This window comes from Nonomuraea angiospora (genome assembly GCF_014873145.1).
In the GTDB taxonomy this organism is placed as follows: Bacteria; Actinomycetota; Actinomycetes; order Streptosporangiales; family Streptosporangiaceae; genus Nonomuraea; species Nonomuraea angiospora.
The window spans coordinates 12435726-12452079 of the sequence record NZ_JADBEK010000001.1 but is presented as its reverse complement, the minus strand read 5'-3'; the positions used below and the strand labels follow the sequence as shown (position 1 = coordinate 12452079).

Below are 16354 nucleotides of genomic sequence, written 5' to 3'. Positions count from 1 at the left end.
ACTGGGGTAGCCGGTCCCCTGTGAGAACGACGGGAGAACACGATGAGCGGACTCGATCGGCGAGGATTCCTGAAGCTGGCGGCGGCCGGAGCGCTGGGCGCGGGCCTGTCGGCATGCGGCGCGGGCTCCGAGGGCGGCGCCACTTCGCTGAGATACGCCTTCTGGGGCAACAACGTCCGGCAGCAGAACTACACCAAGGCACTCAAGGAGTTCGTCGCCAAGAATCCGGGCATCCAGGTCGAGCCGGAGTTCGCCGAGTACGCCGCCTTCCAGGAGCGCATGACCACCCAGATGGCCGCCCGCGACGTGGCCGACATCTTCTGGGTGGCCTCGCCCCAGGTGATGACCTACCACAAGAACAAGCTCTACCGCCGCCTCGACGACATCCCGTCCCTCAACCTGGCCGACTACTCCAAGGAGGAGCTGGAGTCGTTCAAGCTGGGCGGGCAGCTGAACACCATGCCGTTCGGCATCTTCGTCGCCGTCATCCGCCACAACGAGACCTTCGCCGAACAGGACGGCGTCGAGCTCCCGCCGAAGGACGCCGACTGGGACGCATGGGCGACCTTCCTCATCGACTACGCCAAGGACAACCCGAACAAGCGCAAGGGCATGCCGTACGAGCCCGACCACGACCTGAGCTTCGAATCCTGGCTGCGCCAGCACGGCGAGCAGCTCTGGACCGAGGACGGCAGGGCCGGGTTCACCGCCGACACCCTGCGCGCCTGGCTCGACTGGTGGGACAAGCTGTACAAGGCCGGCGCCGTGACCACGCTCAGCGAGCAGGAGGGCATGGGCCCCGACTGGGCGCTGGTCGGCAAGAAGGTGCTGGCCAAGGTGGGCAACTCCAACCACCTCATCGACGACGCCAAGATGTTCCCCGACTACCGCTTCAAGCTGCGCTCGATCCCCGCGGCCAAGGACGCCCAGGCCGGTCACCCGTTCCTCTACTTCCCCCGGATGGCGATATATCAGGGCATCGACGATGACAAGGTCGAGACCGCCGGCAAGCTCGTCAGCTACAACACCGGCGACCCCGCGATGATCAAAACGGTCGGCATGACCATGGGCGCGCCCGTCAACCCCAAGGTCTTCCAGCAGTCCCTGCAGAGCGCCAGCGGGGACGAGAAGGAGATGCTCACCGTCGTACAGGCCGGTCGCGAGGCCGAACGCCGCCCCCGCTTCGAGGCGCCCCCTGGCACCAGCACCTGGCGTACGGCCATGTCCAAGGTCGGCGAGGAGATCGCGCTCGGCCGGCTCAGCACGGCCGACGGCGCCAAACGGCTGCTCGACGAGATCCAGGCCGGCATCTCCCGGGCCCGCTAGGAGGCCGCCATGGCGAAACGCAGCCTCCAAAGCCAGGGCGGCGCCGCGCACGTCTTCCTCATCCCATGGTGGCTCGGGCTCGTGCTGGTCACGCTCGTACCGCTGCTGGCCTCGCTCTACCTGGCCTTCACCGACTACAACATCCTCAGCACGCCGGAGTTCAACGGCCTGGCCAACTTCGAGCGCATGTTCAAGGACGAGAACTTCTGGGCCGCAGTCCGGGTGACGATCGTCTACGTCGTGGTCTCCATCCCCTTGCAGCTCGGCTTCGCGCTGCTGCTGGCGCTCATCCTCGACCGCGGGCTGCGCGGGCTGGCCTTCTACCGCAGCGCCTTCTACCTGCCCTCGCTGCTGGGCACCAGCGTGGCCGTGGCGATCCTGTGGCGCCAGCTCTTCGGCGATGACGGCCTCATCGACCGCGCGCTGTCGGTGTTCGGCCTCGAGCTCGGGAGCTGGCTGCAGAACCCGAGCCTGTCGCTGTCGACGCTGATCGTCCTGAACGTGTGGACGTTCGGCTCGCCGATGGTCATCTTCCTGGCCGGGCTCCGCCAGATCCCCGAGGAGCTGTACGAGGCCGCCAGGGTGGACGGCGCCAGTGTGATCCGGCAGTTCACCCACGTCACGATCCCGCTGCTCACCCCGATCATCTTCTTCAACCTCATCCTGCAGACGATCGGCGCGTTCCAGACCTTCACCCAGGCCCAGGTCGTCAGCGGCGGCACCGGAGGCCCCGCCAACTCGACGCTGTTCTACACGCTCTACATCTACCAGCAGGGATTCACGAATTTCGACATGGGCTACGCCTCCGCCCTGGCCTGGGTGCTGATGGCCGCGATCGGCCTGGTGACGGCCGTGCACTTCATCCTGTCGAAGTACTGGGTCTTCTACGGAGACGACTGATGACGACCGCGACCACCTCGTTCGAGTCCGCGCGGGCCGGCTCCAGGACGGCCGTTCTGCGGCGCGGCCGCCGCGACCTGCTCAAGCACCTCGGCCTCGGCGCCTTCGTGCTGCTGATGCTCTATCCGCTGGTCTGGATGATCGTCAGCTCGGTCAAGCCCGACCACCTGATCCTGACCGAACCCGGCCTCATCCCCAGCGAGATCACCTTCGACAACTTCGTCGAAGGCTGGAACGCGCTGAACCGCCCGTTCTCGGTCTTCTTCGTCAACTCCCTGGTCGTCACCGTCGGCTCGATCATCGGCAACCTGTTCTCCTGCTCGCTGACGGCGTTCGCGCTGGCCCGGCTGGAGTTCCGGATGCGCAACGTCTACCTGGCCATCACGCTGGTCTCGGTGATGCTGCCGCTGCACGTGCTGGTGATCCCGCAGTACATCTTCTTCTCCCAGCTCGACCTGGTGAACACCTACTTCCCGCTGCTCCTCCCCAAGTTCCTGGCCACCGACGCCTTCTTCATCTACCTGATGGTGCAGTTCATCAGGACCATCCCGCGCGACCTCGACCGCGCGGCCTGGATCGACGGATGCGGCCCGTTCCGCACCTTCTGGTCGGTGGTCCTGCCGCTCATGCGGCCCGCTCTCGTGACCACCACGATCTTCACCTTCATCTGGACCTGGAACGACTTCTTCGTCCCGCTGATCTACCTCACCTCGCCGAAGATGTTCACGGTGCCGGTCGCGCTCAACTCCATGGTCGACTCCGAGTCGCAGACCGGCGTGGGCATGCTGTTCGCGATGTCGCTCGTGTCGCTGCTGCCCGTACTCATCTTCTTCGCCGTCGCCCAGAAACAGCTCATCCGCGGCATCGCCACCACGGGGCTCAAATGAGAATCACCGTCATCGGTCACCACGACGAGGTCACCCGCCGGCGCATCCGCCGGGCCGCCGGGGACGCGCAGGTCGCGTTCGCGTCCGACCCGGCGGAGGGCATCGAGCTCGCCGACGCCGTCGTCGGCAACGTGCCGGACCCGCTGCTGGCCAGGGCGCCCAGGCTGCGCTGGGTGCACAGCCCGTCGGCCGGCGTGGACGCCGTCCTGTCGGACAAGCTGCTGGCCAGCGAGGTGATCCTCACCTCCTCCACGGGCAACGGCGCGATCCCGCTGGCCGAGCACGCGATGATGCTGATGCTCATGCTCGACAGGGACGCGCCGCGCTGGCTGCGCGCCCAGTCCGAGCGCCGCTGGGACCGCTACGCCCACGGCGAGCTGGCGGGCAAGACCGTCGGCCTGTACGGGCTGGGCCACGCGGGCCTCGACCTGGCCGCCAAGGCGAAGGCGTTCCACCTGCGGGTGCTCGGCATGCGCAGGTCGCCGGGCACTTGCGCCCCTGGCGTGGACGAGCTGTTCGGCCAGGACGACTTCCCGCGCTTCCTGGCCGAGTCTGACTTCGTGGTCGTGACCGCGCCGCTCACCGCGGCCACGGCGGGCCGCTTCGACCGCGAGGCGTTCGCGGCGATGCGGCCGGCGGCGTTCTTCGTCTGCGTCTCGCGCGGCGGGATCGCCGACGACGGAGCCCTGCTCGAGGCGCTGCGCGAGGGGAAGATCGCCGGAGCCGGGCTGGACGCCCATGGAGTGGAACCTCTCCCCCGCGACAGCCCGTTCTGGACCCTGCCGAACGTCATCGTCACCCCGCACAACGGCGCCACCACCGCCGAGACCGCCCGCCGCGGCCTCGACATCATGCTGGACAATGTGGGCCGGTTCGCGCGGGGCGAGCCGCTGCGGAACATCGTCGACAAGGCCGCCGGATACTGAGAGGCCTAGTATACTTGTCTGACGATTTCAGCGATCTGGGAGGAGTTTCGTGGACGGTCAGACCGACTTCTCTCTCGGCCCGTCGTCTCTGACGGATGCGCTCTATGAGTCGGTCAGAAGGCGCATCGTCAACGGCGAGATCGCCCCGGGGGAGAAGCTCACCGAGATCCGCATCGCCGGCGAATACAACGTCGCGCGCCCGACCGCCAAGGCGTGCCTGGAGCGGCTGACCACTCTCGGGTTGCTGCGCCGCACCACTCACAAGACCGCCGTGGTCCCCAGACTTGACGAGGAGGAGATCCGCGACCTGTACTTCAGCCGCGAGACCGTCGAGCGGGCAGCCGTCGCGGCGCTGGCCCGCTCGGCCACCGTGCCGTCCACGGCCGTGCGCGCGCAGGCGGCGATGAAGGCCGCGGCCGGCGACATGGAGTTCGCCAGCCAGGTCGAGGCCGACATCGCCTTCCACTCCGCGCTGGTCGCCGCCGTCGGCAGCCGCCGGCTGTCGCGGATGCACGAGGTGATCCTGGGTGAGGTGCACCTGACGATGGGCCAGTTCCAGGCCCACCGCACCACCCACCCGATGAACGTGGTGCACGAGCACGACGACATCCTGAAGGCCATCGGCGACGGCGACCCCGAGCGCGCTGAGCGCTGCCTGGCCCACCACCTCGACCAGGCTCAGGAGCGCCTGCTCGGCCAGCTCCGTCGCGAACGATCGGAAGAGGCTCCCGAGTGACGAAACTGATGGCGTGCGCGCGCGGCGTCGACGGCACCGTGCTGCTCGAACCCGTCAGCGGCGCGCCTCGCTACCCGCTGCCGACCGCCGACGACACGGTGGCCGTGCTCGACCGGCTCGGCCAGGCGCCCAACGCGGGCCTGGTCGCCGACTTCCACCACCTGGCTGTCAACGGCGACGACGTGCGCGCCGCCGGATACCGCGGCCACGTCGGTCTCGAATATCGTTCCGAGGGCCCCGACGCCTTCGGCCGGCTACCACGCGAGCAACGCGCGGGAGGATCAACGTGAGCACCATCGCCTTCATCGGACTCGGCATCATGGGCAGCCCCATGGCCGTCCACCTGGTCAAGGCCGGGCATGATGTGGCCGGCTACAACCGCTCGCCGGAGAAGACCAAACCCCTGGTCGAAGCCGGTGGGCGGGCGGCCGCGTCTGTCGCCGACGCGGTGCGCGGCGCCGAGGTGGTCGCGCTCATGCTGCCCGACTCGCCCGACGTGCGCGAGGTGCTGACCGGACAGGACGGCGTGTTCGCGGGCGCCGCTCCCGGCACTCTGATCATCGATTTCTCCACGATCCGCCCCGACGTCACCCGTGAGCTGGCCGACGAGGCGGCCCGGCGCGGCCTGCGCTACCTCGACGCGCCCGTCTCCGGCGGCGAGGCCGGCGCCAGGAACGCCGCCCTGTCGATCATGGTGGGCGGAGAGAGCGCCGACTTCGAGGCGGCCAGGCCCGTCTTCGAAGCGGTCGGCAAGACGGTCGTGCACGTCGGCCCGAGCGGCTCCGGCCAGACGGTCAAGGCCGCCAACCAGCTCATCGTCGCCGCCAACATCGAGGCGTTGGCCGAGGCGGTGGTGTTCCTGCGGGCGTACGGCGTGGACCTGGAGGCGGCTCTGGAGGTGCTCGGCGGCGGGCTGGCCGGCTCCGCCGTGCTGACGCAGAAGCGCGACAAGATGCTGCACGACTCCTTCGAACCGGGGTTCCGCATCGCCCTGCACCACAAGGACATGGGCATCGTCACCTCGGCCGCCCGCGAGGCCGGCGTCGTACTGCCGCTGGGGGCGCTGGTCGCCCAGCTCGTCGCGGCAGCGAACGCCTCGGGCGACGGCGCCCTCGACCACTCCGCGCTGCTACGCGGCGTGCAGCGACTGTCGGGTCAGACCCGTCCTTAGGGCCTGCCGAGTTGATCTTGTTTGGAACGGCGCCGGCTGTAGGGCGTCAAAGCTCGCGCGTGTGGGGTGAGCGGCCAGGCGAAGGAGCCGCAGGATGAAGGCGCGGCGTCCCTCGACGACCGCGCCTCCATCCGTACGCATCCCGCAGGATCAGTCCAGCCAGCGGCCGACCCCACGCACGGTGACCTCCAGCAGTTCCGCCGGATTGTCCGGATCCGGATAGTAGATGATCATGGTGGTGCCGGCCGGCAGCAGCAGTTTGATGGCCTGGACACACCCGGCCACGATCTGACGCTGCGCATCGGGCCCAGTGCCGCTGATCGGCACCGCGTCGCAGACGCCGCCGCGGTTGTTCATGACGAGCCGCAGCGTGTTCTCCTTCAGCGCCACCTCCCGCGTGGCGACACGGTAGGCGAGCTGCGTCTCGAGGTGCCAGGCCGGGGGCGCCATGGGCAGGCCGAACTGCTGCGTGTACAGCAGGCTGAGACGTTGTTCGAGGGCCGCGAGGTCGTCGTGCAGACCGCTCTCGACGGTGTAGTTGGCCCACTTCTCCAGATCGGTGACCGGTGGCAGGGTCGCGATCGGCAGGCCGTTCGCATCGAGCACCCGCCCGGACGCGTCCACGATGTAGCCCTGGTTGTTGAGCCGTTTGATGGTCTCGCTCACGTCCTTGAGCTGCTGCGCCGCGTCCTCGAACGGGCAGTGCCCGCCTTCCTGGACGCATCCGATCGGAACAGTGCGCAGTATCGACGTTGCCAGCTCGGTCTCGCGGGTCGCCCAGAGGATGGACAGATCAGATTGGCGCGCGAGCAGGTACATCGTTCCCCAGATCGAGTTGTACTCGCCGAACCGGAGTTCCTCCGGGACGTGCGACGCCACGAAGGTCCCCCTCCACTGGGACGCGTACTCGTCCCAGTCGGGATCTTCGGACAGTTCCAGGGCTCCAGTGATGCAGTCCGTGAACGACTGCGCCGCATCCGCGACACCGCCCTTGAGGGCGTTCTTGCAATCGCCGACCAAGCCGTACTGGGAGGCGGCGTTGATCAGGTCCATGCCGGTCAGGGCTATGTACTCTTCGGCGAGGCGCTGAGCGTCGGTCTCCCGGTTGCCGATTTCCCTTGCCGCGAAGGAGAATATCGGGCTCAGGACGATGGACATGCAGGCGTCCTGGGCTTTGCCGACAAACTGCCTCTTGCAGTGCTCGACGTTGTCCTTGGCGAAGCCGTCCGGATCGTGGAGCGGCCCCTTGGGGTCGTTCAGGATCTCTTCGGCGCGTGCGTCGCAGTCGTGGTATCCAGGATTGCCGAGTTCGGGTGCGTTCTCGCAGTGCTCTTTCAATTCCCGCTTGAGCTCGCGCAGATGTCCCTCGGCCTCCAGCCGATAGGTCTCGAACACTTCCGCGGCGATGCGAGCCGCCACGGACGCGCTCTCGCCGGCCGCGATCTGCGCGGCGTACGCGGTGTCATAGGCGGCGTAGGCGCTGGCCGCGTCCTTTGCCGCCGAGACGGCCGAGGCGCGGGCCCAGCGGGCCGAGAGGGACGCCGATCTGGCCGACTGCTGGGCCTGCTTGGTCGCTGCGGCGGCGGTGCGGACGGCCGCCGCTGCCCGTTCCGCGGACGCGGCGGCGTCGCGGGCGTGGGCGACGGCATCGGTCGCGAACTTCTTCGCCTCCTCGGCCGCCTTGCCGGCGTCGTTCGCGTAACCGATGGCCTCCTCCGCCGCACCGCGGGCCTCCGCCGCCGCAGCCTGCGCGGTGCGCGCGAAGTCGACGGCCTGCTGCGCGATCTGCGAGGTCTCGATCATCAAGGAACTGGCGATGTAGTTGTGCGTCGCGGTCGCGTAGTCGCGCTGGGCCGCACGGTGCCGCTCCACCTCCAGGAATTCGACCTGCATCGCCGTCGTGCCGGCCAGCGCGATTTGGGCGCCGTTGCGCACCTCGGTCCCGTGAGAGTCGTCCCCGGCGATCGCGCCGACCTTCGCCCGGACGTCGATCGCGTAAGCGGTGTTGTGCTCCTTGTCGAGGAACTTCTTGAGGGCGTCGGGGTCGTCCGAACGCAGGGCGACGTTCGCCGCTTCCTCGATGTGGGTGTCGCCGGTGCTGCGGGCGTCAGCAAGGATGCCGTTGACCTCCTCCCGGTTCTCGGCGGCTCGCTCGGGGTAGTCCGGGTCCTTGAGGAACTCGATGACGTCGGACCATCCGCTGTCGAGAGCGTCCTGAGCGGCTGCTCTCATGGCCGCGCTGCCGGTGATCATGAGGCCGGTCAGCGTCGTGCGGTCGTCCTGCTCTTCGGCGGACGCGAGTCCGCTCTTGACGAACCCGATGACAAGGAGGTCATCGTCCTCGCCGAGAGCCTTCATGGCCGCCGAACTGGTCCACGTGCCGGGCACGGTCGCGAAGTAGCGGGCCACCTCCCGCGCCTTGAGGGCCGCCGACGCGGCCTCGGTCTCCGGCGCGTTGGCGACCTCGGCGATCAGCGCGTCGATCTGCGGGGTGTGGTACTGGCCCATTGGCACATCGAAGCCGCGAGCCTCCCCCAAACGGGCCTCGGCGGCCTTCTGGCTGATGTACCGGGCGAAGGACAGCTCAAGTTCCAGCTCCTTCTGGAGTCGTTCGGCGTCCGCCTCACGCGCCGCTTTGTAAACGATCTGGGCCGTCTCAGCCGCCTGCAACGCGTCCTCCGCCGCGCGGTAGGCGTTGTTCGCGTGCTGCGTCGCCAGCTCGGCCGCGTTGACGGCGCTGCCCGCGTGCTGGGCAGCGCTCGCCGCGGCGCTCGCCGACTGCTCCGCGTAGGTCACGGCGCGCGTCGCCGCGTCGCGCGCCTTTCCGGCCGCGTCCTTGGCGATGTCGGCCTGACGTACCGTCTCCTCGGTGGCGCGCCTCGCCTGGTCCGCGCTCGCTTTCGCCCGCGCGGCCGCTGCGAACGCGTTCCGGGCCTCGGCGCTGGCCTGCCCCGCATAACGCCCGGCGGCCTCGGCCGCGCGTCCGGCGGCCTCGGTGTTCGCCCTGGCCGAATCGGCGGCGGCGACCGCGGCGCGCGCCTGCTCGGTCACGATGATGATCTGATTGATGGGCGAGATCAACGCGGTGATCTCCGGGCCGATCCGCTGCATGTCCCGGTTGTACTGCTCCGCTTTGGCAGCGGCTGCCGCGTCCAGCTCCGCCGCCGTCGCGGCCGCCCACGCCTCGTCCGACTTCGTGTGCGCCCGCGCCGCCGCGGTCGCCGCGCGTGCGGCGGCCCCTGAGGCTGCGCGCGCGGCCGTCGCCGCTGTCCGCGCGGCCTGTACGGCGACCCGGGACGCGGCCGCGGCACGGTCGGCGGCCTCAGCAGCGCGTTGGGCCTGACGCTTGGCCTCCGCCGACTCCTGCCCGGCCAGCGAGGCGAGGCGTTGCGCCTCTTCCGCGTCGCTCTTGGCCGCCGCGGCCTCGGCTTTCGCACGGTCGGCCTGCGCGACCGCGGAGATCGTCTCGAACGCCGCGCGGCGGGTCGCCTCGGTGGCGCTCGCCCGGAGATCGTTCAAGGTCTGGTTCTCGTTGTCCCGGGCCTGGGCCACACCCCAGTCGATCTGGGCGAAACGCTCCAGCATCTCCAGGCTGCCGTCCTGGAGTGCCCGGTTCGCCGCGGCCTGCACCTGCGGGCCCCCTTCGGACATCGCCCGGTTGACGACCACGCGCAGGTCGATCCGGTACGGCACCCGCCAGCCGGAGTCGATGAACTTCCCCAGGTCCGCACGGGACCCGTTGCGCAGCACCGCGTTCGCGGCGGCCTTGACCTCCGGTCCGCCGGCCGCCTTCATCTTGTTCACGCTGGCGCGCAGGTCGATCTCCCGGGCGGTCTCCCAGCCACCGTCGAGAAACTTCGCCACGGCGCCGGGGTCGTCCGAGAGCAGGGCGGCATTGGCAGCGGCGGCCACCTCAGGCTCGCCCCGGGACTTGATGCGGCCGACCTGCTCACGATCGTCCTGCGCCACGAGCCGGGGAAGCTCGGCGAGCAGGGCACAGACCGCCGCTCTGTCCCCGAGCAGCGCCCTCTCGGCGGCCGGACGCACATTCACGCCGCCCGTCACCCACGCTTCCAGAACCACCTGACGTTCGCACACCGGTGCCGGGGGCGGGTTCGCCGCCGCTTTTGCCTCGGTGATGGGGCTGCCTGCGAGAAGCAGCGAGAGCACGGTGCCGATGACCCCTGCCGTCCTGCCACCACCACATAACGCTCGAATCGTATTCACTTCCACCATTTCCATCGATGTGGTCAATGAATGGGCGGAACGGCCGGCCGGAGCTCATGCGCCCGACCGGCCGTCTCGTACTCAGCCGACGACCCGCAGTTCCAGGAGGGTCTCCCTGCAGTTCTCGGGATAGTCCGGGTCACTCTCGTCACACGTGACATCCGTACGTCCGAACTGCTCGCTCTCGTCCCGCTCGACGCGCTTGGTCCGCTCCGTCCCGGTCTCCACGTTGACGACTGTCGCGTCCACGTCGTGGCCGGCGCCCGGCGAGCGGCTGTCTCCCTGCACCTCGAAGACGTTCGGGATCCGGAGCTTCACCCATCCGCCGGAGCCGAGGACCTTGAAGCAGACCGCCGTCACGCCGAGGTGCGGCTCGCCGACCTCGGTGTCGCCGTTCAGCAGGCCCGGGAACACCTTGAGCACGCCGACCCCGTTCTCCGGGGACGAGCTGCACGAGACCCAGATGATCCCGCCGTTCCCGGAGATCAGCTCGAAGTTCTTCTCCTCGGCCTTTTCCGTACCCCAATCGGTCTGACCGGAGGTGCCCGCGTATTCGTGCGGGAAGTGCGCGGGGTAGGCGAACCTCTCCACGATGGAGTCCGGGCCGATGACGGGCGTCACGGTGACCGGAACCACCCGTACAGGAGGAAGAGCCCGTCCCGCGAAATAGGCGATCTGGTCACCCGGACGGTAGGCGAACAGATGGCTCTGCCCGCCCGTGCTCGTGAGATCGAAGGCGATGATGCGGTCCTTCGCCAGCTCCAGGTCGTAACCGCCGATGCCGGTCGAACTGTGGAACACAGCCGCGAACGAATTGCCCGCACCGTGCCGAAGGATCCAGGCCGTCTTTCCGCCCGGACGGTAGAGCAGCAGATGATCCAGCCTGCCCGTGTGCTCGTAGTCGTAGGCGATGATCTGATCCGCCGTGCTCTTCAGGTCATAACCTCCGATGCCGGCCGAGCTGTTGAAGACGGCCCTGAACGTGCTCCCCGCACCGTGCTCGAGGACCCAGGCCGTCTGCCCGCCCGGACGGTAGAGCACCAGGTGATCCGGCTTCCCCGAACCCGTGTAGTCGAAGGCGATGATCCGGTCCTTGACATCCTTCAGGTTGTATCCGCCGATCCCACCGTCGGCCGTGGCGAAGACCGTCGTGAACGTGGCATTACCGTTGTGCCGGAGAATGCGGGCCATACCGGTCCCCGGCCGGTACAACAGCAGATGGTCCAGCTTCCCCGAATGCTGGTAGTCGTAGGCGATGATCTGGTCCTCGGCGCCCTGCAGGTCATATTCGCCGATGCCTGCCGAGCTGTTGAAGACGGCTTTGAAGGTGTTGCCCGCGCCGTGCTCGAGAATCCAGGCCGTATGCCCGCCCGGACGGTAGAGCAGCAGATGGTCCAGTTTTCCCGAACCCTTGTAGTCAAAGGCGATGATGCGGTCCCGATTGTCCTTCAGGTCATAGCCACCGATACCAGTGGTCGAGGAGAAGACCGGGGCGTAGGTGCCGTCCGTCCTCCGCTTGACGATGAAGACGATCTGCGAGCCCGGGCGGTAGAGCAGCAGGTGATCCAGCTTTCCCGAATGGTCGTAATCGAAGGCCACCGCCTGATCACGGTTGTCCTTCAGGTCATAGCCGCCGATACCGGTCACGCTGCCGCCGTACTGTGCGAAGGACGTGGTGGGCTCGATCGCGACCGTGCGGATCCAGCTCGCCAGGTCGTCCAGCCGCGCCGCGTCGCCCCCGCGCGCCCCGTCGCCGGCGGCGCCCAGGCAGCCTCCCTGGCCCGCGCCGGAGCTGAGCCCGACGAGCTCCGTGCGGTCCCCGCTCGTGCGCAGCACCGGCGCGCCCGCGTCGCCTTGACAGGCGCTCACGTCACTGCCGTTCGCTCCGGTCCAGCCGAACGAGCCGGCGGCCACGGCCCCCGCCACGATCGGCGCGGCATGCACCCGGTTGGGCGCCCACTGCCCAGCCGTTCGTCCATAGCCCACGACCTGCAGCGCGTCCCCCGCGGCAGGAACGGTGGAGCCGACCAGGGCAGGCGTGATGCCGACGGCCCGCAGCGCCAGCTTGACCAGCACGACGTCCCGGTCGCTGTGCGGGTGGATCCATTCCACGGGCAGCACCCGCCCGCCCGAACCGGACAGGTCCGTCCTGCCGACCGTCACCGTCGTCGCCGTCTTCGGCGCTCCGCTCGTGACGGACTGCCCTGGGGAGGCGAAACAACTGGTGGCGGTGATCACCCATTGCGGGCTGACGAGGGCTCCGGTGCAGCTATGCGTCTCGCCGACGTTCACCTTCGCTACGAAACCGTACGTGCCGTCGGCCACCGGGCCGGCTCCCGTGACGGCCTGGGCCGGCGTCGCCCCCGCCCAGAGCACCGCTGAGGAGGCGACCATCAGGAGGGAGAGGGCCGTGATGTGTAAGGACCGAATGATCCGCTGGAGGTTCACGGCACGATTGTGAAGATCACACCATCGGCCGACCAGGGCGCTACCCGGACATAAGCCGGACATTTGCCCAATCGCTTCTCTGGCCTCCCGGTGTTGATGCGCAGGACGGGGAAGACAACCACGGATAGCGGGAGGTGGGCGATCCATACAGCTTGCGCCAGACCGCGGCCCGCAGCCTGGTCGGCTCGCTGGGCACGCGGTCGATCGGCATCGGGCGCCGCCCCGGAGGCGGACGGGGCGTTCGCACTCAGCGGGGTTACTCCAGCCGCACGGACACGCGGCGTGGCGCCCCCCGTCCCGGTAGTGGCGCTGCCACTTGTAGAAGCGGGCGCGGCGGATGCTGTTGCGGCAGCCCGGCGAGACGTGGCGGCGGACCGCCAGGCGGTGGCGAGCCTGGCGGTCCGATCGCTGTCGGGGCGACGGGACATGAGAGATCTAGCGGTCGCGTGTGTCGATCCGCAACGCGATGGCGAAGGCCGCCATCAGGCCCACACCGACCACCGGCGTGAGGACCACCGTCGGCACGGCGAACCCCAGCAGCGCCACCGTGCCGAGCGCCAGCGTGACAACGACGGCGACGGCGATCTTCCAGTCGTCGCCGACGATCAGGTCGTACCAGAACTGTCCGAACCCTCGGATGAACCCCATGTCTAGCTCCCTGACGTGGTGGAAACAGCCCCGGCCTGAGCCGGCGACGGCCGTCTGAGCGCGCGGACCATCAGGCGCGACAGCCCGTACCAGGCGGCGATGAGCACCAGGATCGCCAGGTCGGCGCCCGGCCACTCCAGGCTCTCGCGGCTCGCGGTGAAGATGCCGAGCCCCTCGACCGACCAGTACGTGCCGAAGCCGGCCAGCAGCAGCCCGACGCCGTACTTGAGGGTGTTCTCCGGCACCTTCGACAGCGGTCCCCTGACGGCGATGCCCACGACGAGCACGAGGAGCACACCGACCACGGCCGCCGCGATCGCCACCGGCAGGTTGCCGGCGCTCAGGCCGAAGGTGATCACGATGAAGACGACCTCGACGCCTTCGAGGAAGACGCCCTTGAAGCTGATCATGAACGAGAACCAGTCGAGCCCCTTGGCGCTGACCTCGCCCGCGTTCCTGGCGGCGGCCACCTCCTCGGCGTAGATCTGGTCCTCGTCGTGCATGGCCTTGCGCCCCGACGATCTCAGGATCGCCTTGCGCAGCCACTGCAGGCCGAAGATCAGCAGCAGGCCGCCGATCGCGAGCTGCAGCGCCGCCTCCGGCAGCCAGGTCGCCAGGGCGTAGCCGGCGGCGGCGGTGAAGGCGGTCAGGGCCACGAGGGCCGCCGCCACGCCCATGAGCGTCGATCGCCAGCTCCGCGTCATGCCCATCGCCATGACGATCGTGAGCGCTTCGACCATCTCCACGATCGAGGCCAGCAGCACCGCCGCGCCAAGACCCCATGCGGCCGCGTTCATCGGCCCACATCCTTCCGTTGCGTTAGAAACGTAACAGTCGTTAGTTTGCGCATATATCCGCTGATATGTCCATGCAGAACTCGACAGTCGTCCGCGCCAGGTCCTCGATCCACGGCTCCGGCCAGGAGGAGAACTTGGCGATGACCACCTCGGCCTTCTCGTGCACGAAGAGCAGCTGGCCGTGGATGCCGAGCGCCAGGTAGATCCCGCCCTTGTCGGCGACCCACCACTGGTTGCGGTAGTAGGCGCCGGGCAGGTCCAGGTACGCCGAGCCGTGCCTGGTGAAGGCCGCCGGCTGACCGGCGTCGGGGCTCAGGGTGTCGGCCACCCAGGGCTCCGGCACCACCCGCGCCCCGTCCGGGCGCCGGCCGCCCCGCCGCAGCACCTCGCCGAGCCTGGCGAGGTCGCGTGCCGTGCAGCAGATCCCGATGTCCGCCAGCGCGTTGCCGTTGCGGTCGACCGTGATCTCGGCGTCGTGCTCGGCGCCGAGCCGCTGCCAGAGGTGCTGGGAGACCAGTTCGGGGAGCCGGAGTCCCGTCGCGCGCTCGGCCAGGATCGCCAGCACGCACGTCAGGGTCGAGCGGTACTCGAAGTCGCCGCCGTGCGGGCGCACCTGGGTCAGCCGCCACAGGTGGCTGCGCGAGTCCTCCTCCCCCGGTGACTCGGGGAAGCTCGCCGGAGGAGCCCATAGGCAGGTGGAGTAGTAGGCGCGCTGGAGCTCCAGGGTGGTGATGTCCTCGCGTGTCCCCGTACGCATGTCCAGCACATGGCGGACGGTGGCCCCCTCCAGCCCGGTGCCGCGGAACTCCGGCACGATCGCGCAGACCTCGTCATCGGGCGACAGCGCCCCCGAGGCGATCACCGAGCCGACGGCCGTGGCAGTGATGGACTTGGAGACCGACATGCACAGATGCCGCGTGCCGGGCCCCATGCCGTTCTCGTACTGCTCGTGGATCACCCGGCCGCGGTGCAGGACGACCAGGGCGTCGGTGTGGGTCCGGTCGGCCAAGCCCCTGAGAAGCAGGCTGCTCCCGCCCCCTTCGAGGTCGAACGCGGGCCCCTCACCTCGGGAGATGACCGCGGTGGGTATCAGCTCCCTGATGCGCTGATACCCCACGACGTTGTACGGCGGTCGCATCCAGTTCTCCAACGTCACCGCTTCAGCAGGCACCGCTCTCTCCTCCTTTGACGAAACCTTTCGGCACGGCTACAAATGGCCTGTCCTCGCCGCTGCGCGGCCCCCGACACAGACGGAGTCCCTGCATGGCCACGAAGCGAGCCCGCCCCACGATCCGTGATGTGGCGATCCAGGCGGGGGTGTCCATGACGACGGTCTCCGACGTCGTCAACAGCAAGGGACGGGTGGATCCCGCGACCCGCGAACGGGTGCTGACCGCCGTCTCGCAGGTCGGGTGGCGTCCCCGGCGCTCGGCCCGCGCCCTGCGCTCGGGCCGCACGGGCGTGTTCGCCATGTGCCTGCCGGTGGGCCACGTGGGCGTGGGCGAGTGGCTGGTGAACGCCGAGTACGACATGGCACTGGTGGCCGCCTGCGCCGCGGCCACCGTCGACTCCGACCGGCAGCTCCTGGTTGCCCCGCGGCCCACGGACGTCAGGGATCTCGCCCGGCTCGACGTCGACGGCGTGATCATCGCCGATCCGCGCGAGGGCGACCAGGCGCTCACCGTGCTCAACAACGCGGGCGTGCCCGCGGTGACCATCGACCGCGACATCCAGCGCACCGACGGCTGGTGGGTGGAGACCGACAACGCCGGCAGCACCGTGCAGGTCCTCGACCATCTCGCCGCCCAGGGCGCCGAGCGCATCGCGCTGGTGACGGCCGACGCGCCGTGGGCGTGGTTCGAGGACACCTCCGCGGCGTACGCGCGCTGGTGCGCCGAGCACGGCGTCAAGTCGCAGGTGCGCCTGATCGACGTGGAGCGGCCCAGGGCGACCGCGGCGGCGGGCGTGCGCAGCCTGCTGCGCCTCAAGAACCCGCCGGACGCCATCTTCGCCATCCCGTACGGCACCCCGCTCGGCGCGCTCGACGCGATCGTCGAGTCCGGACGTTCGGTGCCCGGCGACATCCTGCTGGCCGGAGGCATGGACGGGCAGATACTGCAGGGCTCCTCGCCCGCCATCACGGCCGTGGACCTGCGGCCCGTGGAGATGGCCAGGGCGGCAGTGGACCTGCTGGCCAGGCGGGTGAGCGGGGAGAAGGCCGCGGGCCCGGTCGTCATCGAGACCGCGCTGCGGGTACGCGAATCGACCACCAGGCGCTGAGCGCCGCG

The 16354-nt window shown here is 69.2% G+C and carries 13 protein-coding genes; 8 read left to right on the top strand and 5 right to left on the bottom strand.

Features of this window, described 5'->3' with window-relative positions:
- Positions 1-42: 42 nt before the first annotated feature.
- The 7 genes from H4W80_RS57100 to H4W80_RS57070 are packed head-to-tail and all read left to right on the top strand — an operon-like array spanning position 43 to position 5946.
- On the top strand, positions 43-1326 hold the full coding sequence (locus tag H4W80_RS57100; RefSeq protein WP_192792677.1) for an ABC transporter substrate-binding protein: 1284 nt from the start codon (positions 43-45) through the stop codon (positions 1324-1326).
- Between the two features lie 9 nt (positions 1327-1335).
- Positions 1336-2226, top strand: a complete 891-nt coding sequence (locus H4W80_RS57095; RefSeq protein WP_192792676.1) for a carbohydrate ABC transporter permease — start codon at positions 1336-1338, stop codon at positions 2224-2226.
- Positions 2226-3113: a carbohydrate ABC transporter permease gene (locus H4W80_RS57090; RefSeq protein ID WP_192792675.1), complete on the top strand. Its 888-nt coding sequence runs from the start codon at positions 2226-2228 to the stop codon at positions 3111-3113. Before H4W80_RS57095 ends, H4W80_RS57090 begins: the two co-directional genes overlap by 1 nt.
- Positions 3110-4039, top strand: coding sequence for a D-2-hydroxyacid dehydrogenase (locus H4W80_RS57085; protein ID WP_192792674.1), 930 nt, complete (start codon positions 3110-3112; stop codon positions 4037-4039). Before H4W80_RS57090 ends, H4W80_RS57085 begins: the two co-directional genes overlap by 4 nt.
- Positions 4040-4088: 49 nt before the next feature.
- Positions 4089-4775, top strand: a complete 687-nt coding sequence (locus tag H4W80_RS57080; RefSeq protein ID WP_192792673.1) for a GntR family transcriptional regulator — start codon at positions 4089-4091, stop codon at positions 4773-4775.
- Positions 4772-5065 (top strand): hypothetical protein, encoded by a 294-nt coding sequence (locus H4W80_RS57075; RefSeq protein WP_192792672.1) that lies wholly within the window; start codon positions 4772-4774, stop codon positions 5063-5065. Before H4W80_RS57080 ends, H4W80_RS57075 begins: the two co-directional genes overlap by 4 nt.
- Positions 5056-5946 (top strand): 2-hydroxy-3-oxopropionate reductase, encoded by an 891-nt coding sequence (locus H4W80_RS57070; RefSeq protein ID WP_318787657.1) that lies wholly within the window; start codon positions 5056-5058, stop codon positions 5944-5946. Before H4W80_RS57075 ends, H4W80_RS57070 begins: the two co-directional genes overlap by 10 nt.
- Before the next feature lie 150 nt (positions 5947-6096).
- Here the strand turns inward: H4W80_RS57070 and H4W80_RS57065 are convergent, their stop codons facing one another.
- The 5 genes from H4W80_RS57065 to H4W80_RS57045 form a co-directional block, all read right to left on the bottom strand.
- A complete protein-coding gene (locus tag H4W80_RS57065) occupies positions 6097-10188 on the bottom strand; it encodes a DddA-like double-stranded DNA deaminase toxin (RefSeq protein ID WP_192792670.1) in 4092 nt (1363 codons plus the stop codon).
- A 66-nt stretch (positions 10189-10254) separates the two neighbouring features.
- The gene (locus H4W80_RS57060) at positions 10255-12621 is read right to left on the bottom strand and encodes a S1 family peptidase (protein WP_192792669.1); all 2367 of its coding nucleotides are present in this window, start codon (positions 12619-12621) and stop codon (positions 10255-10257) included.
- Between the two features lie 435 nt (positions 12622-13056).
- On the bottom strand, positions 13057-13269 hold the full coding sequence (locus H4W80_RS57055) for a hypothetical protein (RefSeq protein ID WP_192792668.1): 213 nt from the start codon (positions 13267-13269) through the stop codon (positions 13057-13059).
- A gap of 2 nt (positions 13270-13271) precedes the next feature.
- Positions 13272-14066, bottom strand: coding sequence for a COG4280 domain-containing protein (locus tag H4W80_RS57050; protein ID WP_192792667.1), 795 nt, complete (start codon positions 14064-14066; stop codon positions 13272-13274).
- 40 nt (positions 14067-14106) lie between these two features.
- Complete coding sequence (locus H4W80_RS57045) at positions 14107-15237, bottom strand: serine hydrolase domain-containing protein (protein ID WP_192792666.1); 1131 nt, start codon at positions 15235-15237, stop codon at positions 14107-14109.
- 92 nt (positions 15238-15329) lie between these two features.
- On the opposite strand from H4W80_RS57045, the gene H4W80_RS57040 reads away from it, so the two are divergent.
- Positions 15330-16346 (top strand): LacI family DNA-binding transcriptional regulator, encoded by a 1017-nt coding sequence (locus H4W80_RS57040; protein WP_192792665.1) that lies wholly within the window; start codon positions 15330-15332, stop codon positions 16344-16346.
- Positions 16347-16354 lie beyond the last annotated feature (8 nt).